Raw genomic sequence first — 23,500 nt, forward strand, 5'->3', positions numbered from 1 at the left:
TGAATGATAGTGAATGGCATTTAGCCTCTCAACCGATGATAAGTCGCAAGTGCAACCAAGTATTGCTTCAGGGCAATGGTTCGGATGATCGCGCTGTCCGTGCGGCAGTGCTCAGGCGCGCGCCAGCTCCGGCAGGTCGCCCGACAGGCCGAGCGCCTGGCGCACGAACAGGGCCTTGGCCTCGGGCAAGCCGTCAACCCAGTTGAGCCCGGCGTTGCGCGCCCAGCGCACCGGCAGGGGATCGGCCTGGAACAGTCGCTCGAACCCTTCCATTGCCGCCATCATCGCCAGGTTGTGCGGCATACGGCGCCGTTCGAACCGGCTCAAGACCCGCGTATCGGCCAAACGCTCACCGCGCTCCAGCGCGTGCAGCAGGACTTCGGCCAGCACCGCCACGTCGAGGAAACCCAGGTTGACGCCCTGGCCGGCCAGGGGATGGATGGTGTGGGCGGCATCGCCGATCAACGCCAGTCCGGGTTCGACATAGCGCTTGGCATGCCGCTGGCGCAGCGGGATGCACAGGCGCGGGTCGGCGTGCCACACCTCGCCCAGCCGCCATTCGAACGCCTTGCCCAGTTCACGGCAGAACGCCGCCTCGTCCAGCCCCATCAGGCGGCCGGCCTCGTCGGGGGTGGCCGACCAGACGATCGAGCACCAGTGCTCGTCCTCGCCCTGCATCAGCGGCAGGAAGGCCAGCGGACCATCGTCGGTGAAGCGCTGCCAGGCAGTACGCTGGTGCGGGTGCTCGCAACGCACACTGGTGACGATGGCGTGGTGCAGGTAATCCCATTCGCGGGTCGTGCAGCCGGCAAGCCGGCGCACGGCGGAATTGGCGCCGTCGGCGGCGATCAGCAGTGGCGTGCGCAACTGGCGGCCGTCGGCCAGGGTCAGCAGCCAGTCGTCGCCGGAGCGGCGCAACTGTTCGAGGCGGGCGTTGGGCAGCAGGCCGATGCCGCTGTCGTGCAGACGATCCAGCAACGCATCCTGTACCACCCGGTTCTCGACGATATGGCCCAGCACCTCGGCGTGCACGCTGGCAGCGGAAAAATGGATGCTCCCGGTGCCGGAACCATCCCAGACCTGCATTTCGCCATACGGGCTGACGCGCCGGGTGGCCATGCCCTGCCAGGCGCCGAGGCGTTCGAGAATCCGCTGGCTGGCGGCCGACAGGGCACTGACCCGTGGCTCGAATGCCGCCTGCCGGTCGAAGGCCTTGACGCTCAGCGGTCCGCCATCCAGCAGAAGGATGTCCAGGCCACTGTGTTCCAGGGCGAGGGCTAGGGCGCTGCCGACCATACCGGCGCCGACGATGATCAGATCCGCTTGCATGTTCATTCCTTACGCGGCCTGCCCGGCCCGCCGCTGCAACCGCACATAGAGAGTGTTCGGCACCCGCGTGCCCGCTTCCGCCCGTTTCAATCGATGCGCGTTCCCAGCCCCATGGCCTGGCGGGCGAACCAGCGCTTGGCCGGCGGCAGCAGGTCGAGACCGAGCAGGCCGAGATTGCGCCCGGCGGCGAGAAGGGGCTCGCCGTTGGAGAACAGACGGGTCACGCGGTCGGAGAAGCCGACCGTGAGTTCCTGATCCAATTGCTGGCTGTCCCGGTACTGCTGCAGGGTGGCGAAGTCGCCGAGCGGTTTCTGGCTCTGCAGGAGCGTTTCGGCCAGCGCCAGGGTGTCGCGCAGGGACAGGTTGTAGCCCTGCCCGGCAATCGGGTGCAGGCTGTGTGCGGCATTGCCCAGCACCACCAGATGCGGGCGCACTTGCTCCTGGGCTTCGATCAGCGACAGCGGGTAGAGATGGCGCACGCCGACCTGGCGGAAGGCACCGAGGCGATAACCGAACCCCTGCTGCAATTCGGCGAGGAAGGCCGCGTCGCTCAGCCCCATCAAGCGGCCGGCATCGGATGCGGGACGGGTCCAGACCAGGGCGCAGCGATTCTCCGGCAACGGCAGCAGCGCCATGGGGCCTTCATCGGTGAAACGCTCGAAAGCCTGCCCACGATGTGCCTCGCTGGGGGTGACGTTGGCGATCAGCGCGCTCTGCCGGTACGGCCGCTGGCTGATGCCGATGCCCAGTTGCTCGCGCAGGCCGGAGCGGCCGCCATCGGCCAGCACCGCCAGTTCGCAATCGACCTGGGAATCGTCGTCGAGGGTCAGCCGATAACCGCCGTCCTGTGCCTCCATCCGGGTGACCTGGGCGGGACAGCGCCAGCTCACCACGTCGCGGTCAAGCGCCTGCCAGAGGCACTGCCCGAGCCAGGCGTTCTCGACCACGTAACCCAGCGCCGGAACACCCTCTTCCAAGGCTTGCAGGCGCGCCGCGCCGAAGCGGCCACGGTCGGAAACATGGATCTGCAGGATCGGCTCGGCACGTCGGGCGATGGCCTGCCAGAGTCCCAGCCGTTCGTAGATGCGGCGAGTGCCGAAAGACAGCGCCGAAGAGCGCGCGTCGTAGCTGGGCTGATAGCTGTCGCCCGGCGCGAACGGCTCGATCAGCAGAATCCGCCAGCCGCGCGCCCGCGCGCCTTCCTGTAGTGCCAGCGCGAGGCTGGCGCCGACCAGCCCCCCGCCGATAATCGCCAGTTGTACGGGCTGCATCAGGCCGCCTCGGCCCGAGCCGCCGCCATCAGGGCCTCGATCTCGGCCACCGTCTTCGGCACGCCGCCGGTGAGAATCTCGCAGCCGGTCTTGGTCACCACCACGTCATCCTCGATGCGCACCCCGATGCCGCGCCATTTCTTGGCGACTTTCTCGTTGTCGGGGGAGATATAAATACCCGGCTCCACGGTCATCGCCATGCCCGGTTCGAGCACGCGCCATTCGCCGCCGACCTTGTAGTCGCCGACGTCGTGCACATCCATGCCCAGCCAGTGCCCGGCACGGTGCATGTAGAACGCCTTGTAGGCCTCGCTGGCGATCAGCTCGTCGACCTCGCCCTCCAGCAGTCCCAGCTCGACCAGACCTTCGGTGATGACCCGCACGGTGGCTTCGTGGGCTTCGTTCCAATGCTTGCCGGGGGCAATTTGGGGGAACGCCGCTTCCTGGGATTTCAGCACCAGTTCGTAAATGGCTTTCTGCTCGGGACTGAAACGGCCGTTGACCGGAAAGGTGCGGGTGATATCACTGGCGTAGCAGTCGATCTCGCAACCGGCGTCGATCAGCACCAGGTCGCCATCCTTGAGCGGCGCGTCGTTCTCGCGGTAGTGCAGGATGCAGGCATTCCTGCCAGCGGCGACGATGGAACCGTAGGCCGGCATCTTCGCGCCGCCCTTGCGGAACTCGTAATCCAGCTCGGCTTCCAAGTGGAATTCGTAGAGACCGGGCCTGCTAACCTGCATGGCCCGCACGTGGGCGCGTGCCGAGATGGCCGCCGCCTCGCGCATCACCTTCACCTCGGCGGCCGACTTGTACAGACGCATGTCGTGCAGCAGATGGTCGAGCGCGACGAACTCGTTCGGCGGCTGCGCCCCCTGGCGGGCCTTGGAGCGGATCACGTTGATCCATTCCATCAGGTGGCGGTCGAATTCGGGGTTGCTGCCCATGGCGTAATAGACCCGCTCACGCCCTTCGATCAGGCCTGGCAGGATGTCGTCGATATCGCCGATGGGGAAGGCATCGTCGGCGCCGTAGTCACGGATCGCCCCTTCCTGGCCAGCGCGCAGGCCATCCCAGAGTTCACGCTCGGGATCGCGCTCGCGGCAGAACAATACGTACTCGCCATGCTCGCGACCGGGAATCAGCGCGATCACCGCCTCCGGCTCGGGAAAGCCGCTCAGGTACTGGAAATCGCTGTCCTGGCGATAGACATGCTCGACATCACGGTTGCGGATATAGACAGGCGCCGCCGGCAGGATGGCGATGCTGTTGGGTTCCATCTGCGCCATCAACGCTTTGCGTCGACGGGCGTATTCCGACTTCGGGATGCTGATCATAGGCGGGTTCGGTCCACTCAGTGCAGGGATGGCTTGGGCGCCGGGGCGGCCGGCTTGGCGCATTCGGTGAACAGCAGCAGCGGCGCGACGCGCAGGTACTCCATGACCTCCATGTAGTCGCTCTCGCCGTCTTCGGACTCTTCCAAGGCGCTTTGCACCTGGGCGATGGCAGACAGGTCCTGCAGCACTTCCATCGCCTCGGACGACAATGCGCCGTCGCGGGCGGTCAGCCCGAAGCCGGCGAGGAAACCCTGGCACCACTGTCCGAGCGCTGCCGCACGTTCGGTCAGCGGCGCGTCGTCGCCGGGCAGCAGCAGGACAACGGTCATGTCGTCGCCGGACAACTCGCCCTTGACCATCTCCTGCAGGCCGATCAGCGCCTGGCGGACAGAGTCCTGCGGCTCGCTGCCCAGCAGGTCGGCGGCATCCGCCAGCCAGGGCTCGACTTCGAATCCGCTGCCGGCACAACTACGACCCAGCAGCAGGCCGTGCAGTTCGGCGGGAGAAACGGGATTCGCACAACCGGAAAGCAATGCGGCAAAAGCGGAATACGGGTTCGAAGTAGGCATGGGCAACTAGGCGGCGGAAGGCGCAATGAATAGAATGAAGGCCACGTATCCTAGCATCGGGCGACGCGCCAAGACCATCGAACCCGCCCGTGTTTGACCCCGTCCGGGGCCGATCCTATATAGTCCAGTCATTTCATCGCCGAAGAGAGCCCATGGAAGACGCCGATCTGCACGCCCTTGCGGCGAAGCTGGAACTCCTGATCCAGCGCGTCGAGCAGTTGAAGGCCCAGAACAGACTCCTGCTGGCGACTGAAAGGGCCTGGCGCGAGGAGCGCGCCCATCTGATCGAAAAGAACGAAATGGCCCGGCTGAAGGTCGAAGCGATGATTTCGCGCCTGAAAGCCCTGGAGCAGGACACATGAACCAGCCGAACACCGTCACCGTGCATATCCTCGACAAGGAATACTGCATCGCCTGTCCGCCCGAGGAACGCGCCAACCTGGAAAGCGCCGCACGCTACCTGGACGGCAAGATGCGGGAAATCCGCTCCAGCGGCAAAGTCATCGGCGCCGACCGCGTTGCCGTGATGGCCGCGCTCAATATCACCCACGACCTGCTGCACAAGCAGCAGCGCCTGGATCAGCAGGTCGACTCGACCCGCGACCAGGTGCGTCACCTGTTGGAAAGAGTCGACCATGCGCTCGCCGCCGATCCGGACGATGGCCAAAGCTGATTGCCTCGCGATGGATTGCGGTATAATCCCTCCCGCTCCCTGGTGTGTGCGCCAGTCGGTGATGTCCCTGAGCCGATACGCACAACCACGGGGGTTGCAAGTTGGGGCCGGTGTGCATGTCCGCCTGACGGAAAGCCTTAACGCCTCCTGCAACCTCCACCTTGAACTTTCGGGTTCAAGGGCTAACCCGACAGCGGCACTTCGGGGGGTCCAGATTCCTGGCTCGCAGCCTGGCCCCGAGGCCGGCTTCGAGCCTTTTCGTTTACGCCCTCGCCTTTTCGCCGCCACGGTGACGATATGATCGCCGCCGGCTCGCTCAGCCGTCCGCAACTGCGCCGCCTGCTGCGCCAGGCACGCCGCGCGCTGACGCCCCTGCAACAGCGCCAGGCCGCCCAGGCCCTCTACCGGCAACTGGCGCAACATCCGCTGTTCCGCCGCGCCCGGCACATCGCGTTGTACCTGCCCAACGACAGCGAGATCGACCCACGCCCCCTGCTCATCGAAGCCCAGCGGCGCGGCAAGGCCACTTACCTGCCGGTCCTGAAGCCCTGGCCGAGCACCCGCATGACCTTCCAGCGCGTCCGCCCCGGGGATAAATTGCGGCCCAACCGTTTTCGCATCCCGGAACCGCGTCTCGATCCTGCCCACCAACGTAAGGCATGGACACTGGACCTGATTCTGATGCCGCTAGTGGGATTCGACGAACAGGGCGGACGCCTGGGTATGGGCGGTGGTTTCTACGACCGCAGCCTTGCTTATCTGGCAATGCGCAAAAATTGGCACAAACCGACACTGTTGGGGCTTGCCCATGAGTGTCAGAAAGTCGATCGACTGACGTTGGCGAGTTGGGATGTGCCTTTGCAGGCGACAGTGACGGACACCGGCTGGTATCCCGGAGACGAGGATCGCACCGCGTCCCTGCGGCGCACTTCGGTGGACGTCAGGGCTGCGGCTGTGCCTGGATGACCGGCATGTCGCTCTGACGTTCCCACAGGCTCTGGGTGTAACCCGTGGTCACCACTCCCAGGCCGAACAGAATAACGAGTACCCACAACAGATCTGGCTTGCGTTTCATCGATTGCCTCCCCCTTCAAGGCAAACTTGCACGATGACCGACAGCGATTTTTCTTATAGGTCGTACGCCGGCGTCACGCTAAAACCGCGGCATTTTCCGCGAACCCGTCGGTGGGTGCAATTTGTTGCACGAACCGACTGTCGGCCGGACATACACTGCCGTCCCGACAGGGACCGTCTCCAAGGAGCAAACTTCATGCCTTACTGGCTGATGAAATCCGAACCCGACGAACTGTCGATCCACGACCTCCAGCGCCTCGGCCGGGCACGCTGGGACGGCGTTCGCAACTACCAGGCGCGAAACTTCCTGCGCGCGATGGCGCCGGGCGACTCGTTCTTCTTCTATCACTCCAGTTGCCCCGAGCCAGGCATCGCCGGGATTGCCCGAATAGCGGGGCCGGCCTACCCCGATCCCACCGCCCTCGATCCGCAGAGCCCATATTTCGATGCCAAGACCAGCCCGGAAAAGAACCCCTGGAGCGCCCTCGACGTGGAATTCGTCGAAGCCTTCCCGGCGGTCCTGCCGCTGGCCCGGCTACGGGACCAAGCGGCCCTCCAGGACCTCGCACTGGTGAAGAAAGGCAACCGGCTCTCGGTCATGCCGGTCACACCGGAGCAGTGGCAAGCCATACTGGCCTTGCGCTGACGCTGGAAAAGGACGGTGTGCCTGCGGTTGACCCTCGTCAACATGCGCAGGTGCGCCACGCGGCAGACTCGTATTACCGCATCGCAGGACGCATCCATGACACATCGCCCCTCCCGCCTGTTCGTCATTCCGCTGCTGCTGGCGCTGCTCGCTGCCGGCGTCTTCGGCTACTGGAAATCCCTCACTGATCGCCTGCCTGCCGGCCTGGCCATGGGCAACGGTCGCCTCGAAGCCACCGAGGTGCAGGTCGCCAGCAAGCAGCCGGGACGCCTCGCCGAGGTGCTGGTGGATGAAGGCGACCGTGTGCGAAAAGGCCAGCTCCTCGCCCGTCTCGACACCCGCACCCTCGAAGCCCAGCGCGCCCAGGCGGAAGCCGAAGTGCTGCGCGCCCGTGAAAACCTGACCGCCAGCGAAGCCAACGTGGCCCTGCGCAACAGCGAGCTGCGCTTGGCCGACCAGGACTTGCGGCGTTTCCGCGAACTGTTCCAGCGCGGCCATACCAGCCGCCAGCAACTCGACCAGCAACAGGCCCGCTTCGATACCGCCAACGCCGCCCTCGACGCGGCCCGCGCCCAGGTGTCCGCCGCCCGCGCCGCGATCGGTGCAGCCGAAGCGCAGGTCGCCCAGCTCATCAGCGAGATCGACGACGCCAGCCTGCGCGCACCGCTCGACGGCCTCGTCCAGTTGCGCCTGGCCGAGCCCGGCGAAGTGCTCGGTGCGGGCGGGCGCGTCCTATTGCTCATCGATCTCGGCGACCAGTACATGAACCTTTACCTGCCGGCCGCCCTGGCGGGCCGACTGACCGTCGGCGACGAAGCGCGCATCCTGCTCGATGCCCTGCCCGAGCAGCCGTTGCCGGCACGGATCAGCTTTGTCGCCGCCAAATCGCAATTCACACCCAAGGAAGTGGAAACCCGCGACGAACGCCAGAAGCTGGTGTTCCGGGTCAAGCTGCGCCTCACCGAACCCGACGCGGTACCCCAGGCCAAGCCCGGCATGCCAGGCGCCGGCTATGTACGCAGCGCCACCGACATCGCCTGGCCGGCCACCCTGCAATGAATGCACCGGCGCTCCGGGCCGAGGGCCTGAGCCACCACTATGGCGCGCAGCAGGCATTGGAGGATGTCGCCTTCAGCCTGCCCGCGGGGACCCGCTGTGGCCTGATCGGCCCGGATGGCTCCGGCAAGTCCAGCCTGCTCGGCCTGATCGCCGGTGTGAAACGCCTGCAGCGCGGTCAACTCGAAGTGCTCGGCGGGCCGATCACACAACGCCGCCACCGCGCCAGCCTGTATCCGCGCATCGCCTTCATGCCCCAGGGACTGGGGCATAACCTGTATCCCGATCTGTCGATCCGCGAAAACATCCACTTCTTTGCCACCTTGTTCGGCCTGAGTCGCAGCGAACGCGAGTCGCGCATGGCAAGCCTGCTGGCTGCTACCGATCTGGCGCGCTTCGCCGACCGGCCGGCGGGCAAGCTTTCCGGCGGGATGAAACAGAAGCTCGGCCTCTGCTGCGCGCTGATCCACGAGCCGGACCTGCTGATCCTCGACGAACCGACCACCGGGGTCGACCCGCTGTCCCGGCGACGCTTCTGGGAACTGGTCGAACGGGTGCGCAGAGAGCGCCCGCAACTGACGCTGCTGGTGGCCACCGCCTACATGGAAGAGGCCGAGCAGTTCGAGCGCTGCCTGATGCTCGACCGTGGCCGGCTGATCGCCGCCGGGAACACCGCCGAACTGGCGGCGGTCACGAGCAGCGGCCGCCTGGACGATGCCTTCACCCATTTCCAGGGCGAGCAGGCGAAGCACAGCGAGCCCCTGTACATCCCGCCGCTGGCGACGGATGCCGGCGAGATCGCCATCGAAGCCCGCGACCTGACCCTGCGATTCGGCGATTTCACGGCGGTGGACAAGGTCAGCTTCGCCATCCGGCGCGGCGAAATCTTCGGCTTCCTTGGCTCCAACGGCTGCGGCAAGACCACCACCATGAAGGTGCTCACCGGACTGTTGCCGGCCAGCGAAGGCGAAGCCAGCTTGCTCGGCCGACCGGTGGACGCCAAGGACCTGGCGACGCGCAAGCGGGTCGGCTTCATGTCGCAGAGCTTTTCCCTGTACGGGGAGCTGAGCGTCCGGCAGAACCTCGAATTGCATGCCCGGCTGTTCGATCTCCCGGCCACCGAAGGACGCGCCCGCTGTCAGCGATTGATCGAGCGCTTCGGCCTGGCCGAACACGCCACGGAGCGGGCCGGCGAACTGCCGCTCGGGCTGCGCCAGAGGCTGTCCCTCGCGGTAGCCGTGATCCATGGCCCGGAAGTATTGATCCTCGACGAGCCCACCTCCGGCGTCGACCCAGCGGCCCGCGACGACTTCTGGCGGCTGTTGGTGGAGTTGTCCCGTGACCAGGGTGTGACGATCTTCCTCTCCACCCATTTCATGAACGAAGCCGAGCGCTGCGACCGCATCTCGCTGATGCACGCCGGCCGCGTGCTCGCCTGCGATACGCCGGCGGCACTGCAACGGCAGTTCCAGGGGGATTCCCTGGAGGCTGCCTTCGTGCGCTGCCTGGAGCAGGCCCAGCAGAGCCAGGAACCGGAACCGCCCGCCCGCACCGAATTGCCGACCACCACGCCCACCGCTGCCCAGGTGCGCCACGGTTTCAGCCTGCGCCGCCTGCGCGCCGTGGCGCGCCGCGAGAGCATGGAGCTGGCGCGGGACCGGGTACGTCTGGCCTTCGCCCTGTTCGGCGCGTTGCTGATGATGGTGATCTTCGGCTACGGCATCTCCCTGGACGTAGAGAACCTTGCCTTCGCCGCCTTTGATCAGGACCAGTCGCCGCAGAGCCGCGCCTACCTGGAAGCGTTCCGCGGCTCCCGCTACTTCGAGGAACACGCGCCGATCCGCAGCAACGCCGAACTGCACCGGCGCCTGCAACGCTCGGAGATCAAGCTGGCCCTGGAAATCCCCCCGGGCTTCGGCCGCGACCTGTATGCCGGCCGGCAGCCGGAAATCGGCGCCTGGCTCGAGGGCGGCATGCCGTTCCGCGCCGAAACCAGCCGCAACTACGTCGAAGCGGTGCATCAGGAAAACCTCCAGCGCATGGTCGCCGAAAGCGCCAATGCCTCTGCCGCGTCGCCCCTCGCCAAGCTGGAAACGCGCTTCCGCTACAACCAGGACGTGGTCAGCGTGAACGCCATCGGTCCGGGCGTGATGGCGCTGATCCTGGTATTCATCCCGGCAATGCTGACGGCGCTCGGCGTGGTCCGCGAGAAGGAACTGGGGTCGATCACCAACTTCTACACCACGCCGCTGACCCGCCTGGAATTCCTCATCGGCAAGCAACTCCCCTACATCGCGGTGAGCCTGCTCAACCTGGCCATGCTGGTGGCGATCAACCGCTGGCTGTTCGGCGTCCCCTTCAAGGGCAGCGCACTGGCACTCGCCGTGGGCGGGCTGCTCTATGTGTTCGCCACCACCGCCCTGGGCCTGCTGATTTCCGCCTTCACCCGCACGCAGATCGCCGCGATCCTCGGCACCATGATCGTCAGCACCCTGCCGACCATCCAGTTCTCCGGCTTGATCGTTCCGCGCGCATCGCTGGACGGCGGCGCCGCCCTCATGGGCCAACTGTTCCCGGCCGGCTACTTCCTCGACATCGCCGTCGGCACCTTCACCAAGGCCCTCGGCCTGCGGGAGCTATGGCCGCAATGCCTGGCCCTGGGCGCCACCTTCCTGATCTTCACCAGCGCAGGCGTGCTCCTGCTGAAGAAGCAGGAGGCCTGAGATGGAGAAGCTCGCCCACATTTTTCGCCTCGGCCTGAAAGAACTCACCAGCCTGCGCCACGACAGCGTGCTGCTGTTGTTCATGGTGTATGCCTTCAGTGTGGCCATCTACATGCCTGCCTCCGGCTCAGTGATCGGTGTGCACAACGCCAGCGTCGCCATCGTCGATGAAGACCACAGCCAGGTTTCCCGGCGACTGGCGGAAGCCCTGCAACCACCGGAGTTCCAGCCACCCGTTCCAATCGCCTACGAGCGGATCGACCAGACCCTAGACGACGGCGAACACACCTTCGTCATCGACATCCCGGCCGGTTTCCAGGCCGATCTGCTGGCCGGGCGCGAACCGGCGATCCAGATCAACGTGGATGCCACCGCCATGAGCCAGGCGTTCATGGGTGCCGGCTACATCGGCCGGATCTTCCAGCGCGAGCTGGCCGCTTACGGGAGCCGCGGTCAGGCCGCCAGCCAGCAGCCCGTGGCCTTGACCAGCCGCGCGCTGTTCAACGCCAACCTGGAGAGCGGCTGGTTCCTGGCGATCATCCAGATCGTCAACAACATCACCATTCTCGCCGTGCTGCTCACCGGGACGGCGTTGCTGCGCGAGCGAGAGCACGGCACCCTCGATCACCTGCTGGTGCTGCCCTTGACCGCGCTGGAAATCATGCTGGCGAAGATCGGCAGCAACGCCCTGGTGGTGGTGTTCTGCACTTGGCTGTCGCTGGAACTGGTAGTGAAGAAGGCACTGGGCGTGCCCCTGGCCGGATCGATCACGCTGTTCCTGGCAGTCACGGCGCTCTATCTGTTCGCCTGCACGGCGCTGGGCATCTTCCTCGCCACGCTGGCGCGTTCGATCCCGCAGTTCGGCCTGCTGTCCATCCCGGTAATCATCCCCATGCTGCTGCTGTCCGGCGGCAGCACGCCGATGGAAAGCATGCCGCAGTGGTTGCAGTGGGTCATGCACGGCTCGCCGTCGACTCACTACGTCAGCCTGTCCACGGCGATCCTCTTCCGCGATGCGGGACCGAGCGTGGTGTGGATGAATCTCGCCGCGCTGACGGCGATCGGACTGGCGTTCTTCTTCGTGGCCCTGGCGCGTTTCCGCAGGAGCCTGGCGGCCTGAGCAGTCCGGGTTTACTGGATGATCAGGTTGTTGAACAGCAGGTCATCCACCAACGGCTTGCCTTCCTCCTGCTCCAGCACTTGCTGGACCTGCTTCAGCGCTTCCTGGCGCAGCTTTTCCTTGGCCTCGACGCTGCCCAGGGTTTCATCGGTCTGCTGGGAAAACAGCATCACCAGTTGGTTGCGGATCAGTGGTTCGTGATGCTCGACCCTGGCCGCCGCTTCGGTGCTGGAGACGCGCAGCGAGACGTCCGCCTTGAAGTATTTCAACCGGGGCCCCGAGCCATAGTTGCCCACCAGCGCCGGCGACAGGCTGACGTAGGAGACTTGCGGCGCATTCTCTCCATTCTCTTCGGCCTTTTCCTCGGCCAGGGCCGCAAAAGGCAGCGACAGAGCGAACAGCAGGGCGATCAGGCTTTTCACGTAAACGATTCCTCGATGGCGTGTGGCCAAGCATACCCAGTGCGACGCCGGCACCCAAGCCCGGAGCTTATGCAGGTTCATCAGGCGGGGCCATGCTCGTTGACCCCACCCCTCGCCCACCTACACTGCCGGGTCATAACAAAACAAAGGAACCGCCCATGAAAGCCGTGCTGTGCAAAGCCTTCGGCCCCGCCGAAAGCCTGGTGCTGGAAGACATCTCCAGCCCCGAACCGAAGAAGAACGAAATCCTCCTGGAGGTATACGCCGCCGGGGTCAACTTCCCGGATACGCTGATCATCGAGGGCAAATACCAGTTCAAGCCGCCCTTCCCCTTCTCCCCCGGCGGCGAGGCGGCCGGCGTGGTCGCGGCGGTCGGCGAGAAGGTCCAACACGTCAAGCCCGGCGACCGGGTGATGGCCTTGACCGGCTGGGGCAGCTTCGCCGAACAGGTGGCCGTGCCCGGCTACAACGTGATGCCGATCCCCGCCGGGATGGACTTCGAGACCGCAGCGGCCTTCGGCATGACCTATGGCACCTCCATGCACGCACTCAAGCAGCGCGCCAACCTGCAACCGGGCGAAACCCTGTTGGTGCTCGGCGCTTCCGGTGGCGTCGGGCTGGCCGCGGTAGAGATCGGCAAGGCCATGGGCGCCCGGGTGATCGCTGCCGCCAGCAGCGCGGAAAAACTGGAAGTCGCCAAGCGGGCCGGCGCGGACGAGTTGATCGACTACTCGGCGAGCAGCCTCAAGGAAGAAGTGAAGAAGCTCACCGGCGGCCAGGGCGCCGATGTGATCTACGATCCGGTGGGCGGCGACCTGTTCGACGAGGCCATCCGCAGCATCGCCTGGAACGGCCGCCTGCTGGTGGTCGGCTTCGCCAGCGGGCGCATCCCCGAACTGCCGGTGAACCTGGCATTGCTCAAGGGTGCCGCGGTGGTCGGCGTATTCTGGGGCTCGTTCGCCCAGCGCCAGCCGCAGGACAACCTGGCCAACTTCCAGCAGCTATTCGCCTGGCATGCCGAAGGCAAGTTGAAGCCGCTGGTGTCCCAGACCTTCCCGCTGGAACGGGCGGCCGACGCCATCAATGCCCTGGGCCAGCGCAAGGCCGTGGGCAAGGTCGTCGTCAAAATACGTTGAAGCAAGCGGGCACAGAGTGAGGACCGACCTCACTCTGTCGTCAAACACCCGCTTTGACTTGTCGCTTGAGGCTTATAGCTTGAGGCTTACCGAGGTGCATAAGCAAACACGTCGGCCCGCATCTGGTGGGCGTCCATTCCGGCTTCCACCAGGGCGTCCAGCGTCGCGTAGACCATTGCCGGCGAGCCGCTGGCGTAGACGTGCAAGGGCTTGAGGTCCTTGAAGTCCTCGCGCACCGCCTCGTGCAGCATTCCGCAGCGCCCGTCCCAGCCGCAGGCATCGCTGACCACCTTGTGCAAGTGCAGATTGGGCAGGCTCCGCCACTCGTCCCAGTGCGACAACTGGTAGAAATCCTCGGGCCGACGCACGCCCCAGTACAGATGCACCGGGTGGGCGAAGCCGGCGGCGCGGCAGTATTCGATCAGGCTGTGCATCTGCGCCATGCCGGTCCCGGCGGCGATCAGCACCAGCGGGCCGTCCGGCAGTTCGGCAAGGTGGGTGTCGCCGAACGGCAGCTGGACGCGTGCCATGCCGTCGCGGCGCAACTGCTCGATCAAGCGGATCGCGCTGGGTTCGCGGGCCAGGATGTGCAACTCCAGTTCGCGGCCGGACAAGGGCGAGGAAGCCAGGGAGAATGCCGACGACTCACCGTCGTCCCGCCGTAGCAACAGGTATTGCCCGGCGTGGTAGCGGGGCGGCTTGCCGGCCGGGGTACGCAGGCAGACGCGGTACACGTCGCCACCCACGTTGCGGCATTCGGACACCTGGCAGCTCAGCTCGCGCACCGGCAGCTCGCCGGGCGCCATCACGCCGTCCCAGTGCAGCACACAGTCTTCCAGGGGCTCGGCAATGCAGGTGAATAGCTCGCCATGATCCAGCGCCACGCCGTTCTGCCGCACGCGCCCCTCCACCAGCAGCGCGGCGCAGACGTGGCAGTTGCCGTTACGGCAGCTTTGCGGGCAGTCGTAGCCAAGGCGCCGGGTGGCATCCAGGATGCGCTCGCCGGGTCGTACCTCCAGCACCGCGCCGGAGGGTTGCAAGGTCACTTTCATCGTTCTTCTCGTCGCTCGGCTCTCATGGCCGATGCCGGGCGCCGGCGAACCGGCGCCTGTCGGGTGAATCAATCGATATCCAGGCTGGCCCAGAGTTCGTCGACGCGGCGTTTGACCGCCTCATCCTGAACGATAGCCCGCCCCCACTCCCGGTTGGTCTCGCCCGGCCATTTATGCGTCGCGTCCAGGCCCATCTTCGAGCCGAGCCCGGAAACCGGCGAGGCGAAATCGAGGTAGTCGATCGGCGTGTTGTCGATCAGCACCGTATCGCGCTTGGGGTCCATGCGCGTGGTGATGGCCCAGATCACATCGTTCCAGTCGCGCGCGTTGACGTCGTCGTCGGTGACTATGACGAACTTGGTGTACATGAACTGTCGCAAAAACGACCAGACACCCAGCATCACGCGCTTGGCGTGCCCCGGATACTGCTTCTTCATGGTCACCACCGCCATGCGGTAGGAACAGCCTTCCGGGGGCAGGTAGAAGTCGGTGATCTCGGGGAATTGCTTCTGCAGGATGGGCACGAAGACTTCGTTCAGCGCCACGCCGAGGATCGCCGGCTCGTCCGGCGGACGCCCGGTGTAGGTGCTGTGGTAGATCGGATCGCGGCGGCGGGTGATGCGTTCAACGGTAAATACCGGGAAACGGTCGACTTCGTTGTAGTAGCCGGTATGGTCGCCGTAAGGCCCTTCGTCGGCCATTTCGCCCGGATGGATCACCCCTTCGAGAACGATCTCGGCGCTGGCCGGCACTTGCAAATCGCTGCCACGCGCCTTGACCAGTTCGGTGCGATGGCCGCGCAGCAGGCCGGCAAAGGCATATTCGGACAGGGTGTCCGGCACGGGAGTGACGGCACCGAGAATGGTCGCCGGGTCGGCTCCCAGCGCCACGCAGACCGGGTAAGGCTTGTCCGGGTGCTTCTGGCACCACTCGCGGTAATCCAGCGCACCGCCACGGTGGCTGAGCCAGCGCATGATCACCTTGTTGCGGCCGATCACCTGCTGACGGTAGATGCCGAGGTTCTGCCGCTCCTTGTTGGGCCCCTTGGTGATGGTCAGGCCCCAGGTAATCAGCGGTCCGACGTCGCCCGGCCAGCAGGTCTGCACCGGCAGCTTCGACAGGTCGACATCGTCGCCCTCCTCGATTACCTCCTGGCACAGCGCATCCTTGAGGACCTTGGGCGCCATCGACAGTACCTTGCGGTAGATCGGCAGCTTGGACCAGGCGTCCTTGAGCCCTTTCGGCGGCTCAGGCTCCTTTAGGAAGGCCAGCAGCTTGCCGATCTCGCGAAGCTCGCCGACATCCTCCGCGCCCATGCCCAGGGCGACCCGCTCGGGCGTACCGAACAGGTTGCCGAGCACCGGAATGGTGTAACCCGTGGGGTTTTCGAACAGCAGCGCCGGCCCGCGCTTGCGCAGGGTCCGGTCGCAGATTTCGGTCATCTCCAGCACCGGCGAAACCGGTGCGGCAACACGCTTCAATTCGCCGCGCTGTTCCAGGGCACTGATAAAGTCGCGCAGATCGCGATACTGCATGCTTGAGCCTCTCGAGGCGTGCAGGTCGGGGCGCAAAGTTTAGCGCCGAACGAGGTTATTCAGAAGGACAGTGCAGAAATGCAAAGGCCGGGAATACCCGGCCTTCGACAGTTCCGAAAAACTTACTTCCGCTTCATCGACTGGAAGAATTCCTCGTTGGTCTTGGTGTCCTTCAGACGGTCGAGGAGGAATTCGATGGCAGCGATCTCGTCCATCGGGTGGAGGATCTTGCGCAGAATCCACATGCGCTGCAGCTCTTCCTCGCCGGTCAGCAACTCTTCGCGACGGGTGCCGGAGCGGTTGATGTTGATGGCGGGGAAGACGCGCTTCTCAGCGATCTTGCGGTCCAGCGGCAACTCCATGTTGCCGGTGCCCTTGAACTCTTCGTAGATAACTTCGTCCATCTTCGAACCGGTTTCCACCAGTGCCGTGGCGAGGATGGTCAGCGAACCGCCTTCCTCGATGTTGCGCGCGGCGCCGAAGAAACGCTTGGGCTTCTCCAGGGCATGGGCGTCGACACCGCCGGTCAGCACCTTGCCGGAGCTGGGGATCACGGTGTTGTAGGCACGCGCCAGGCGGGTGATGGAGTCGAGCAGGATGACCACGTCCTTCTTGTGCTCGACCAGGCGCTTGGCCTTCTCGATCACCATTTCGGCGACCTGCACGTGGCGGGTCGGCGGCTCGTCGAAGGTGGAGGCGACCACTTCGCCGCGCACGGTGCGCTGCATCTCGGTCACTTCTTCCGGGCGCTCGTCGATCAGCAGGACGATGAGGTGGCACTCGGGGTTGTTACGGGTGATGTTGGCCGCGATGTTCTGCAGCATGATGGTCTTGCCGGCCTTCGGCGGTGCCACGATCAAGCCACGCTGGCCCTTGCCGATCGGCGCGCAGAGGTCGATCACGCGACCGGTGAGATCCTCGGTGGAGCCGTTGCCGGCTTCCATCTTCAGGCGCTGGTTGGGGAACAGCGGGGTGAGGTTCTCGAAGAGAATCTTGTTCTTCGCGTTTTCCGGACGGTCGAAGTTGATGGTGTCGACCTTGAGCAGCGCGAAGTAGCGCTCGCCTTCCTTCGGCGGGCGAATCTTGCCGACGATGGTATCGCCGGTACGCAGGTTGAAGCGGCGGATCTGGCTGGGCGAGACGTAGATGTCGTCCGGGCCTGCCAGGTAGGAGGAATCCGCGGAACGCAGGAAGCCGAAGCCGTCCTGGAGAATCTCCAGCACGCCATCACCGGAGATTTCCTCGCCGCTTTTCGCGTGCTTCTTCAGCAGGGAGAAAATCACATCCTGCTTGCGCGAACGGGCCATGTTCTCCAGGCCCATCTGTTCGGCCATTTCCAGCAGTTCGGTAATCGGCTTTTGCTTGAGTTCGGTCAGGTTCATAAATGATTAAGGTATGAGGGAATAAGAAAGCGTTGAGCTTGGGAAGCCGCGCCGCAAGGAATGGCGACAGGATCGCTGTACTTATTCGAAGAGGGTGCGTTGGCGACGGCATGCAGAGGGCGGCGGAAGGAACCGCTGCAGGCCCGAATGTAACACCGGAGCAACGGAGCGTCTAGTCTCGCGCCAAAGAAAAAACCCCGCGCAAAGGCGGGGCTTTTTTCGCACAGCAATCAGATGTTGCTGTCGAGGAAGGCGGCCAACTGGGACTTGGACAGGGCGCCCACCTTGGTGGCTTCGACGTTGCCGCTCTTGAACAGCATCAGCGTCGGGATGCCGCGCACGCCGTACTTCGGCGGGGTTTCCTGGTTCTCGTCGATGTTCAGCTTGCAGACCTTCAGCTTGCCTTGATAGTCCTTGGCGATTTCGTCCAGGACCGGGGCGATCATCTTGCACGGGCCACACCACTCAGCCCAGTAGTCGACCAGCACCGGACCATCGGCCTTGAGCACGTCCTGCTCGAAGCTGGCGTCGCTGACGTTGGTGATGAATTCGCTCATGGAAATTCTCCGTGGTTCGGATGCAAAAAGTGAAAGCCATCATAGCCCGGCTTGATCGCGACCGAAAGCGTCGGGCGATTGAGCCTTTCTATCGTCTGATTAGAAGCCTGCCCACCCCATTCAGTTTCCCGGAGTGCCGAATGCGATCCCGGTACGTAGCGCCGCAGCGCGGATGTGCTCTTCCATAGCCTTGCGTGCCGTGCCCGCGGCGTGCCGTGCCAGTCCACGCAGGATTTTGCGGTGCTCCTGCCAGGTCTCCATTGCCCGCTCCGGGCGAATGAACGGCAGTTTCTGGCTTTCCAGGAAAATCTCTTCACTGGCGGTGACGATCCCGAGGATCGCCTGATTGCCACCGGCCTGGAGAATATGCCGGTGAAAGGCGAAATCCAGTTGCGCCGCCTTTTCGAAATCCCCTCCGCGCAACTCCAGGCGCATCGCCTCGACGTTGTCTTCCAGGGCATCCAGGTCGTCGGCGGTCAGGGCCAACGCGGCGAGCCCGGTGGCGAAGCCCTCCAGGGCGAAGCGCAACTGGAAAGTATCGGCGGCGGATATTCGCTCGGCGAACGGCCAAGTGAACCCACCGGAGACGTCGCGGCGCGCCTCCTGCCCTTGAACGAATACGCCCTTTCCAGGCTGGACGCTGATCACCCCCAAGGCACTGAGGGAAGACAATGCCTCACGCAACGAAGCCCGGCTGACGCCCAGTCGCTCCGCCAGTTCGCGCTGGGAAGGCAGTGCATCCCCGGCACGATAGCCGCCTTCGTCGATCAGCTTGCGGATCGCATGCAGCGCGTAGGCGGGGACAGCACGGGGGGCGGTCGGCAGCATCACTGTTCAGGCCAGTCAGTCCAGGGGCTGGCCCTTTTTAAGGCCAGGACGGGGGGTAGGGCAAGCGACTCCCCCTTTTGGCGCACCACTCGAGACCACGCACCAGAGACGGGCATCGCCTTGGTAGGCCAGGCCACAGACCATTCAACTGTTCAGACCAGTAAGACCTTGTTTAGCCGATAAAAAGCCATCAGGGACTCGATTTTCCTGGCACTGGCATGCGATCTGCAAAAATCCGGAACACGATTTTTCATCCCAATCGTTCTCCGGAGACGCGCCATGCTGAAAATCCGCAAAACCCTGTTCGCCGCCCTGCTGGTCACTCTGGGCCTCGGCCAGGCGCCGGCTCACGCCGATGCGCTGTCCGACGTGATCGAGCGCGGTGTGCTGAAAGTCGCCGTCCCGCAGGATTTCCCGCCGTTCGGCTCGGTCGGCCCGGACCTCAAGCCGCGCGGCCTGGACATCGACACCGCGCAACTGATCGCCGACAGGCTCAAGGTCAAGCTCGAACTGACCCCGGTGAACAGCACCAACCGCATCCCCTTCCTCACCACCGGCAAGGTGGACCTGGTGATCTCCAGCCTCGGCAAGAATCCGGAGCGTGAGCAGGTGATCGATTTCAGCGCTGCCTATGCGCCCTTCTATCTCGGTGTGTTCGGCCCGGAAGACGCCGAGCTGAAGGACATCGCCGATCTCGCCGGCAAAACCGTCAGCGTCACCCGCGGATCGGTGGAAGACATCGAGCTGTCCAAGGTCGCCCCGCAAGGCGCCACCATCAAGCGCTTCGAGGATAACAACTCGACCATCGCCGCCTATCTTTCCGGCCAGGTCGATCTGATTGCAAGCGGCAACGTGGTGATGGCCGCCATCGCCGAGCGCAACCCGACGCGCGTGCCAGTGATGAAGCTGAACCTGAAGAACTCGCCCGCTTACATCGGCCTGAACAAGGGCCAGCCGGGACTGCAGGCCAGGCTCAACGAAATCCTCGCCACCGCCAAGACCGACGGCAGCCTCAACGACATCGCCGAGAAATGGCTGAAGCAGCCGCTGCCGACCGACCTCTGAGCGCGCGCCGACGATGGCTTACCAGTTCGATTTCGCCCCGGTGCTGCAACAGGCCGACCTGTTGTTGCGCGGGGCCTGGTTCACCTTGGAACTGACGGTGATCGGCACCCTGTTCGGCGTCGGTCTCGGCGTGGTCGGCGCCGTGCTGCGCGCCTGGCGCATCCGGCCCTTCGACCGGCTGTTCGGCGTGTATGTCGAGCTGATCCGCAACACGCCGTTCCTGGTCCAGCTGTTCTTCATCTTTTTCGGCCTGCCGTCCCTGGGCATTCGCCTGAGCGAATGGCAGGCAGCGGTGCTGGCGATGGTGGTGAACCTCGGCGCCTACTCCACCGAGATCATCCGTGCTGGCATCCAGGCGATTCCCCGTGGCCAGTTGGAGGCGGCCGCCGCCCTGGCGATGAACCGCTTCGAGGCGTTCCGCTACGTGGTCCTGCGCCCGGCCCTGGCCACCGTATGGCCGGCGCTGTCGAGCCAGATCGTGATCGTCATGCTGGGTTCGGCGGTGTGCTCGCAGATTGCCGCGGAAGAACTCAGCTTCGCCGCCAACTTCATCCAGTCGCGTAATTTCCGCGCCTTCGAGACCTACCTGCTGACCACGCTGCTCTACCTGTCGATGGCCTTGCTGCTGCGCCAGGTGCTGGCCTGGGCCGGACGGCGCCTCGTCGTGAGGAGAGGCTGATGGATTTCACTTTCTGGGACATCGCCCGCAACCTGCTGGTCGGCCTGCAATGGACCCTGCTGCTCTCGTTGCTGGCTTTCGTCTGCGGCGGCCTCATCGGCCTTCTGCTGCTCACCGCCCGGATCGCTCCGCAACCCGCCCTGCGGGGCTTCGCCCGGATCTACATCGAGGTATTCCAGGGCACGCCGCTACTGATGCAGTTGTTCCTGGTCTTCTTCGGCGTCGCCCTGCTCGGCATCGACGTCTCGCCCTGGCTGGCCGCCGCTCTGTCGCTGACGCTGTTCACCAGCGCCTTCCTCGCCGAAATCTGGCGCGGCTGCGTGGAAGCGATTCCGCGCGGGCAATGGGAAGCCTCGGCCAGCCTGGCGCTGAACCGCTTCGAGCAGTTGCGCTATGTGATCCTGCCGCAAGCGCTGCGTATCGCCGTGCCGCCCACCGTCGGGTTCTCCGTACAGGTGGTCAAGGGCACGGCCGTCACCTCGATCATCGGCTTCGCCGAGCTGACCAAGACCGGCGGCATGCTGGCCAACGCCACCTTCAAGCCGTTCCTGGTCTATGGCCTGGTGGCCCTCGGCTATTTCCTCCTCTGCTATCCCCTCTCGCTCAGTGCGCGCTATCTGGAAAGGAGGCTACATGTCACTGCTTAGGATTTCCGCCCTGCACAAGTACTACGGCGAGCATCATGTGCTCAAAGGCATCGACCTCGACATCGAGGAGGGCGAAGTGGTCGCCATCATCGGCCGCAGCGGTTCGGGCAAGAGCACCCTGCTGCGTACCCTCAATGGCCTGGAGGGGATCGACGATGGCGTGATCGAAGTCGACGGCGAATACCTCGACGCCCAGCGCGCCGACCTGCGCAGCCTGCGGCAGAAGGTTGGCATGGTGTTCCAGCAGTTCAACCTGTTCCCGCACCTGTCGGTGGGCGAGAACGTCATGCTCGCGCCGCAGGTGGTGAAGAAGATGCCCCGCGCCGAAGCCCAGCGCCTCGCCCGGCGCATGCTGGAGCGGGTCGGCCTGGTAGAGAAGTTCGACGCCTTTCCCGACCGCCTCTCCGGTGGCCAGCAGCAGCGCGTGGCGATTGCCCGCGCCCTGGCCATGTCGCCGAGGATGCTGCTCTGCGACGAGATCACTTCGGCGCTCGATCCCGAGCTGGTCAACGAGGTGCTGGCGGTGGTGCGCCAGCTCGCCGACGAAGGCATGACCTTGGTGATGGTCACCCACGAAATGCGTTTCGCCCGCGAAGTCGGCGACAAGCTGGTGTTCATGCACCAGGGCAAGGTGCACGAATCCGGACCGCCCGCGGAACTGTTCGCCAATCCGCGGACACCCGAACTGGCGCAGTTCATCGGCTCGGTGAACTGAGCCTCAGGCCGACTTCGAGGACCCGCCTGCCAGCGGCGCGCTCGGCAACGGCAGGTCTTCGCGCAGGGCCTTGTTCAGGCTGAACAGCATCAACCAGAGGATCGCGGCGAACGGCAGGCCGGTACTGATCGCCGCCGTCTGCAAGGCGCTCAACCCGCCGCCCAACAGCAGGACGGCCGCCACGCCCCCCGCACAAGACGACCAGAACACGCGCTGCCCGACCGGCGAATCCAACCGGCCGCCCGCCGTGATGGTGTCGATCACCAGCGCCCCGGAGTCGGCGCTGGTCACGAAGAACACCACCACCAGCAGCATGGCCAACACACTGCTGATGCTGGCCAAGGGGTAATGCGCCAGCAGCGCGAAGAACGCCATGGAGACATCGGCCTGCACCGCCGCCTCGATTCCGCCGGCCCCGAACAGCTCCTCATACAGCGCCGCGCCACCGAAGGCGGTGATCCACAGGAAGGTCAGCAGCGTCGGGACCAGCAGGACGCCGAGCACGAACTCGCGCACCGTCCGGCCACGGGAAATCCGTGCAATGAACAAACCGACGAAGGGCGACCAGGAAATCCACCAGGCCCAGTAGAACACCGTCCAGCCGGACTGCCAGGTGGAATCGGGACGGTAGGTCTCGGTCCAGGAACCGAGGCTCAGCAGGTTCTGCAGGTAATCGCCGGTGTTTTGCACGACGCCGGACAGAATGAACAGCGTCGGGCCGAGGGCGATGACGAACAGCAGCAGGCCGAGGGCCGCCCAGAGGTTGATCTGCGACAGCCACTTGATGCCCTTGTCCAGGCCGAGGGCCACCGACAGGGTGGCCAGCGCCGTGATGCCGGCCACCAGCCAGAGGTGTGCGGCGGTATCCGGGACGAAACCCAGCAGCCCGCCCAAACCGGCCGCGACCTGGCTGACGCCGAGCCCCAGCGAGGTGGCGACGCCGAACAGCGTGGCGACCACCGCGACGATATCGATCAGATGCCCCAGCGGGCCCTGGATATGATCGCCGAGCAGCGGCTGGAAAGCGGAGCGGATGGTCAGCGGCAAGCCACGGTTGTAGCTGAAATAGGCCAGCGTCAGCCCTACCAGGGCATAGACACCCCAGGCATGCAGCCCCCAGTGAAGGAAACTCAGCTCCATCGCTCTCTTGGCCGCCTCGATGCTGTGCCCCTCGATGCGCGGCGGCGAGGCGAAGTGATAGATCGGCTCGGCCACGCTCCAGAACACCAGGCCGATCCCCATGCCTGCCGAAAACAACATGGCGAACCAGGCGGCAAACCCGTAGTCCGGCCTGGCCTGGCTGCCGCCCAGGCGGATATGGGCGAAGCGGCTCAGGGCGAGGTAGAGCGAAAACAGCAGGAACGCCTGCACACTGAGAATGAAGAACCAGCCGAAGTTATGCGTGATCCCTTCCTTGATGGCGGCGAACGCCGCTTCGCTGGCGTGCAGATTGGTGAGCGTGGCCACCACGAAAAGCGTGACGACCAGCAGTGAACCGAAGAAAACCGGTGGATTCACAGTCTTAAAAGAACGAGACCCGAGGGCCTGCATGGATTGAACGGACAAATCAACCTCCTTCATCCAATTGCGGCGCTCTATTATGACACAGGAAATCACAGGTTGCTGGCACGCCAGTACCACACTCCGCGTTGGCGTAAACGCCCTATCGTGGCAGGATGGCGCGGTT

General features: G+C 64.9%; 24 protein-coding genes and 1 other RNA gene. 13 read left to right on the forward strand and 12 right to left on the reverse strand.

Going from position 1 to position 23,500, the window contains the following annotated elements; genetic code table 11:
- Positions 1-111 precede the first annotated feature (111 nt).
- From PIN01S_RS01260 to PIN01S_RS01275, 4 genes are all read right to left on the reverse strand, one after another.
- Entirely contained in the window at positions 112-1,329 is a 1,218-nt protein-coding gene (locus PIN01S_RS01260; protein ID WP_084333108.1) for a 2-octaprenyl-3-methyl-6-methoxy-1,4-benzoquinol hydroxylase, read from the reverse strand.
- An 86-nt stretch (positions 1,330-1,415) separates the two neighbouring features.
- Positions 1,416-2,600, reverse strand: coding sequence for a 2-octaprenyl-6-methoxyphenyl hydroxylase (ubiH, locus tag PIN01S_RS01265; RefSeq protein WP_084333109.1), 1,185 nt, complete (start codon positions 2,598-2,600; stop codon positions 1,416-1,418).
- Entirely contained in the window at positions 2,600-3,934 is a 1,335-nt protein-coding gene (gene pepP, locus PIN01S_RS01270) for a Xaa-Pro aminopeptidase (RefSeq protein ID WP_084333111.1), read from the reverse strand. Before pepP ends, ubiH begins: the two co-directional genes overlap by 1 nt.
- 17 nt (positions 3,935-3,951) lie before the next feature.
- Entirely contained in the window at positions 3,952-4,503 is a 552-nt protein-coding gene (locus tag PIN01S_RS01275) for a YecA/YgfB family protein (RefSeq protein ID WP_084333113.1), read from the reverse strand.
- Positions 4,504-4,655: 152 nt separating this feature from the next.
- Here PIN01S_RS01275 and PIN01S_RS01280 point away from each other — a divergent pair, with 152 nt between their 5' ends.
- From PIN01S_RS01280 to PIN01S_RS01295, 4 genes are all read left to right on the forward strand, one after another.
- Positions 4,656-4,865 (forward strand): TIGR02449 family protein, encoded by a 210-nt coding sequence (locus tag PIN01S_RS01280; protein ID WP_084333115.1) that lies wholly within the window; start codon positions 4,656-4,658, stop codon positions 4,863-4,865.
- On the forward strand, positions 4,862-5,176 hold the full coding sequence (locus PIN01S_RS01285; protein ID WP_084333117.1) for a cell division protein ZapA: 315 nt from the start codon (positions 4,862-4,864) through the stop codon (positions 5,174-5,176). Before PIN01S_RS01280 ends, PIN01S_RS01285 begins: the two co-directional genes overlap by 4 nt.
- A gap of 33 nt (positions 5,177-5,209) precedes the next feature.
- Positions 5,210-5,388, forward strand: a non-coding RNA gene (ssrS, locus tag PIN01S_RS01290) — 6S RNA.
- Positions 5,389-5,473: 85 nt separating this feature from the next.
- A complete protein-coding gene (locus PIN01S_RS01295; protein ID WP_084333118.1) occupies positions 5,474-6,142 on the forward strand; it encodes a 5-formyltetrahydrofolate cyclo-ligase in 669 nt (222 codons plus the stop codon).
- On the opposite strand, the gene PIN01S_RS27290 is transcribed toward PIN01S_RS01295, so the two are convergent.
- Positions 6,117-6,251 (reverse strand): hypothetical protein, encoded by a 135-nt coding sequence (locus PIN01S_RS27290; protein ID WP_256578196.1) that lies wholly within the window; start codon positions 6,249-6,251, stop codon positions 6,117-6,119. The two genes, PIN01S_RS01295 and PIN01S_RS27290, sit on opposite strands and share 26 nt — an antisense overlap.
- Before the next feature lie 195 nt (positions 6,252-6,446).
- On the opposite strand from PIN01S_RS27290, the gene PIN01S_RS01300 reads away from it, so the two are divergent.
- The 4 genes from PIN01S_RS01300 to PIN01S_RS01315 all read left to right on the forward strand — a co-directional run bounded on the left by PIN01S_RS01300 (position 6,447) and on the right by PIN01S_RS01315 (position 11,795).
- A complete protein-coding gene (locus PIN01S_RS01300; RefSeq protein ID WP_084333120.1) occupies positions 6,447-6,896 on the forward strand; it encodes an EVE domain-containing protein in 450 nt (149 codons plus the stop codon).
- 96 nt (positions 6,897-6,992) lie between these two features.
- On the forward strand, positions 6,993-7,955 hold the full coding sequence (locus tag PIN01S_RS01305) for an HlyD family secretion protein (protein WP_084333122.1): 963 nt from the start codon (positions 6,993-6,995) through the stop codon (positions 7,953-7,955).
- Positions 7,952-10,675 carry a ribosome-associated ATPase/putative transporter RbbA gene (gene rbbA, locus PIN01S_RS01310; RefSeq protein ID WP_084333124.1) on the forward strand — a complete coding sequence of 908 codons (2,724 nt, stop codon included), beginning with the start codon at positions 7,952-7,954 and terminating at the stop codon, positions 10,673-10,675. The genes PIN01S_RS01305 and rbbA overlap by 4 nt, the downstream gene beginning before the upstream one ends.
- Position 10,676: 1 nt before the next feature.
- On the forward strand, positions 10,677-11,795 hold the full coding sequence (locus PIN01S_RS01315) for an ABC transporter permease (RefSeq protein WP_084333126.1): 1,119 nt from the start codon (positions 10,677-10,679) through the stop codon (positions 11,793-11,795).
- 11 nt (positions 11,796-11,806) lie between these two features.
- Here PIN01S_RS01315 and PIN01S_RS01320 read toward each other — a convergent pair whose 3' ends face one another.
- The gene (locus PIN01S_RS01320) at positions 11,807-12,217 is read right to left on the reverse strand and encodes a flagellar basal body-associated protein FliL (protein WP_244505922.1); all 411 of its coding nucleotides are present in this window, start codon (positions 12,215-12,217) and stop codon (positions 11,807-11,809) included.
- 158 nt (positions 12,218-12,375) lie between these two features.
- Here PIN01S_RS01320 and PIN01S_RS01325 point away from each other — a divergent pair, with 158 nt between their 5' ends.
- Complete coding sequence (locus tag PIN01S_RS01325; protein ID WP_084333130.1) at positions 12,376-13,353, forward strand: NADPH:quinone oxidoreductase family protein; 978 nt, start codon at positions 12,376-12,378, stop codon at positions 13,351-13,353.
- A gap of 86 nt (positions 13,354-13,439) precedes the next feature.
- On the opposite strand, the gene PIN01S_RS01330 is transcribed toward PIN01S_RS01325, so the two are convergent.
- The 5 genes from PIN01S_RS01330 to PIN01S_RS01350 all read right to left on the reverse strand — a co-directional run bounded on the left by PIN01S_RS01330 (position 13,440) and on the right by PIN01S_RS01350 (position 18,707).
- Positions 13,440-14,405: a CDP-6-deoxy-delta-3,4-glucoseen reductase gene (locus PIN01S_RS01330; protein ID WP_084333132.1), complete on the reverse strand. Its 966-nt coding sequence runs from the start codon at positions 14,403-14,405 to the stop codon at positions 13,440-13,442.
- 68 nt (positions 14,406-14,473) lie between these two features.
- A complete protein-coding gene (ubiD, locus tag PIN01S_RS01335; protein ID WP_084333134.1) occupies positions 14,474-15,940 on the reverse strand; it encodes a 4-hydroxy-3-polyprenylbenzoate decarboxylase in 1,467 nt (488 codons plus the stop codon).
- A 122-nt stretch (positions 15,941-16,062) separates the two neighbouring features.
- Positions 16,063-17,322, reverse strand: a complete 1,260-nt coding sequence (rho, locus tag PIN01S_RS01340) for a transcription termination factor Rho (protein WP_084333136.1) — start codon at positions 17,320-17,322, stop codon at positions 16,063-16,065.
- Positions 17,323-17,552: 230 nt separating this feature from the next.
- Positions 17,553-17,879: a thioredoxin TrxA gene (trxA, locus tag PIN01S_RS01345; protein ID WP_084333138.1), complete on the reverse strand. Its 327-nt coding sequence runs from the start codon at positions 17,877-17,879 to the stop codon at positions 17,553-17,555.
- Positions 17,880-17,999: 120 nt separating this feature from the next.
- Positions 18,000-18,707, reverse strand: a complete 708-nt coding sequence (locus PIN01S_RS01350) for a FadR/GntR family transcriptional regulator (RefSeq protein WP_084333140.1) — start codon at positions 18,705-18,707, stop codon at positions 18,000-18,002.
- 279 nt (positions 18,708-18,986) lie between these two features.
- Between PIN01S_RS01350 and PIN01S_RS01355 the strand changes: the two genes are divergently transcribed.
- The 4 genes from PIN01S_RS01355 to PIN01S_RS01370 are packed head-to-tail and all read left to right on the forward strand — an operon-like array spanning position 18,987 to position 21,813.
- Positions 18,987-19,772, forward strand: a complete 786-nt coding sequence (locus tag PIN01S_RS01355; protein WP_084333142.1) for a transporter substrate-binding domain-containing protein — start codon at positions 18,987-18,989, stop codon at positions 19,770-19,772.
- Positions 19,773-19,785: 13 nt separating this feature from the next.
- On the forward strand, positions 19,786-20,451 hold the full coding sequence (locus PIN01S_RS01360) for an amino acid ABC transporter permease (protein ID WP_084333144.1): 666 nt from the start codon (positions 19,786-19,788) through the stop codon (positions 20,449-20,451).
- A complete protein-coding gene (locus PIN01S_RS01365; protein ID WP_170837171.1) occupies positions 20,448-21,098 on the forward strand; it encodes an amino acid ABC transporter permease in 651 nt (216 codons plus the stop codon). The genes PIN01S_RS01360 and PIN01S_RS01365 overlap by 4 nt, the downstream gene beginning before the upstream one ends.
- Positions 21,085-21,813, forward strand: coding sequence for an amino acid ABC transporter ATP-binding protein (locus PIN01S_RS01370; RefSeq protein WP_084333148.1), 729 nt, complete (start codon positions 21,085-21,087; stop codon positions 21,811-21,813). The genes PIN01S_RS01365 and PIN01S_RS01370 overlap by 14 nt, the downstream gene beginning before the upstream one ends.
- Before the next feature lie 3 nt (positions 21,814-21,816).
- Here PIN01S_RS01370 and PIN01S_RS01375 read toward each other — a convergent pair whose 3' ends face one another.
- Positions 21,817-23,379 carry a BCCT family transporter gene (locus PIN01S_RS01375; RefSeq protein WP_212633046.1) on the reverse strand — a complete coding sequence of 521 codons (1,563 nt, stop codon included), beginning with the start codon at positions 23,377-23,379 and terminating at the stop codon, positions 21,817-21,819.
- Positions 23,380-23,500 lie beyond the last annotated feature (121 nt).

It is taken from the genome of Pseudomonas indica NBRC 103045 (assembly GCF_002091635.1).
Taxonomy (GTDB): domain Bacteria; phylum Pseudomonadota; class Gammaproteobacteria; order Pseudomonadales; family Pseudomonadaceae; genus Pseudomonas_M; species Pseudomonas_M indica.

Bases quoted from the DNA above. Each gene is read 5' to 3' on its own strand.
- PIN01S_RS01260 (WP_084333108.1), bottom strand. From the start codon at position 1,329: ATGCAAGCGGATCTGATCATCGTCGGCGCCGGTATGGTCGGCAGCGCC.
- ubiH (WP_084333109.1), bottom strand. From the start codon at position 2,600: ATGCAGCCCGTACAACTGGCGATTATCGGCGGGGGGCTGGTCGGCGCC.
- pepP (WP_084333111.1), bottom strand. From the start codon at position 3,934: ATGATCAGCATCCCGAAGTCGGAATACGCCCGTCGACGCAAAGCGTTG.
- PIN01S_RS01275 (WP_084333113.1), bottom strand. From the start codon at position 4,503: ATGCCTACTTCGAACCCGTATTCCGCTTTTGCCGCATTGCTTTCCGGT.
- PIN01S_RS01280 (WP_084333115.1), top strand. From the start codon at position 4,656: ATGGAAGACGCCGATCTGCACGCCCTTGCGGCGAAGCTGGAACTCCTG.
- PIN01S_RS01285 (WP_084333117.1), top strand. From the start codon at position 4,862: ATGAACCAGCCGAACACCGTCACCGTGCATATCCTCGACAAGGAATAC.
- PIN01S_RS01295 (WP_084333118.1), top strand. From the start codon at position 5,474: ATGATCGCCGCCGGCTCGCTCAGCCGTCCGCAACTGCGCCGCCTGCTG.
- PIN01S_RS27290 (WP_256578196.1), bottom strand. From the start codon at position 6,251: ATGAAACGCAAGCCAGATCTGTTGTGGGTACTCGTTATTCTGTTCGGC.
- PIN01S_RS01300 (WP_084333120.1), top strand. From the start codon at position 6,447: ATGCCTTACTGGCTGATGAAATCCGAACCCGACGAACTGTCGATCCAC.
- PIN01S_RS01305 (WP_084333122.1), top strand. From the start codon at position 6,993: ATGACACATCGCCCCTCCCGCCTGTTCGTCATTCCGCTGCTGCTGGCG.
- rbbA (WP_084333124.1), top strand. From the start codon at position 7,952: ATGAATGCACCGGCGCTCCGGGCCGAGGGCCTGAGCCACCACTATGGC.
- PIN01S_RS01315 (WP_084333126.1), top strand. From the start codon at position 10,677: ATGGAGAAGCTCGCCCACATTTTTCGCCTCGGCCTGAAAGAACTCACC.
- PIN01S_RS01325 (WP_084333130.1), top strand. From the start codon at position 12,376: ATGAAAGCCGTGCTGTGCAAAGCCTTCGGCCCCGCCGAAAGCCTGGTG.
- PIN01S_RS01330 (WP_084333132.1), bottom strand. From the start codon at position 14,405: ATGAAAGTGACCTTGCAACCCTCCGGCGCGGTGCTGGAGGTACGACCC.
- ubiD (WP_084333134.1), bottom strand. From the start codon at position 15,940: ATGCAGTATCGCGATCTGCGCGACTTTATCAGTGCCCTGGAACAGCGC.
- rho (WP_084333136.1), bottom strand. From the start codon at position 17,322: ATGAACCTGACCGAACTCAAGCAAAAGCCGATTACCGAACTGCTGGAA.
- trxA (WP_084333138.1), bottom strand. From the start codon at position 17,879: ATGAGCGAATTCATCACCAACGTCAGCGACGCCAGCTTCGAGCAGGAC.
- PIN01S_RS01350 (WP_084333140.1), bottom strand. From the start codon at position 18,707: ATGCTGCCGACCGCCCCCCGTGCTGTCCCCGCCTACGCGCTGCATGCG.
- PIN01S_RS01355 (WP_084333142.1), top strand. From the start codon at position 18,987: ATGCTGAAAATCCGCAAAACCCTGTTCGCCGCCCTGCTGGTCACTCTG.
- PIN01S_RS01360 (WP_084333144.1), top strand. From the start codon at position 19,786: ATGGCTTACCAGTTCGATTTCGCCCCGGTGCTGCAACAGGCCGACCTG.
- PIN01S_RS01370 (WP_084333148.1), top strand. From the start codon at position 21,085: ATGTCACTGCTTAGGATTTCCGCCCTGCACAAGTACTACGGCGAGCAT.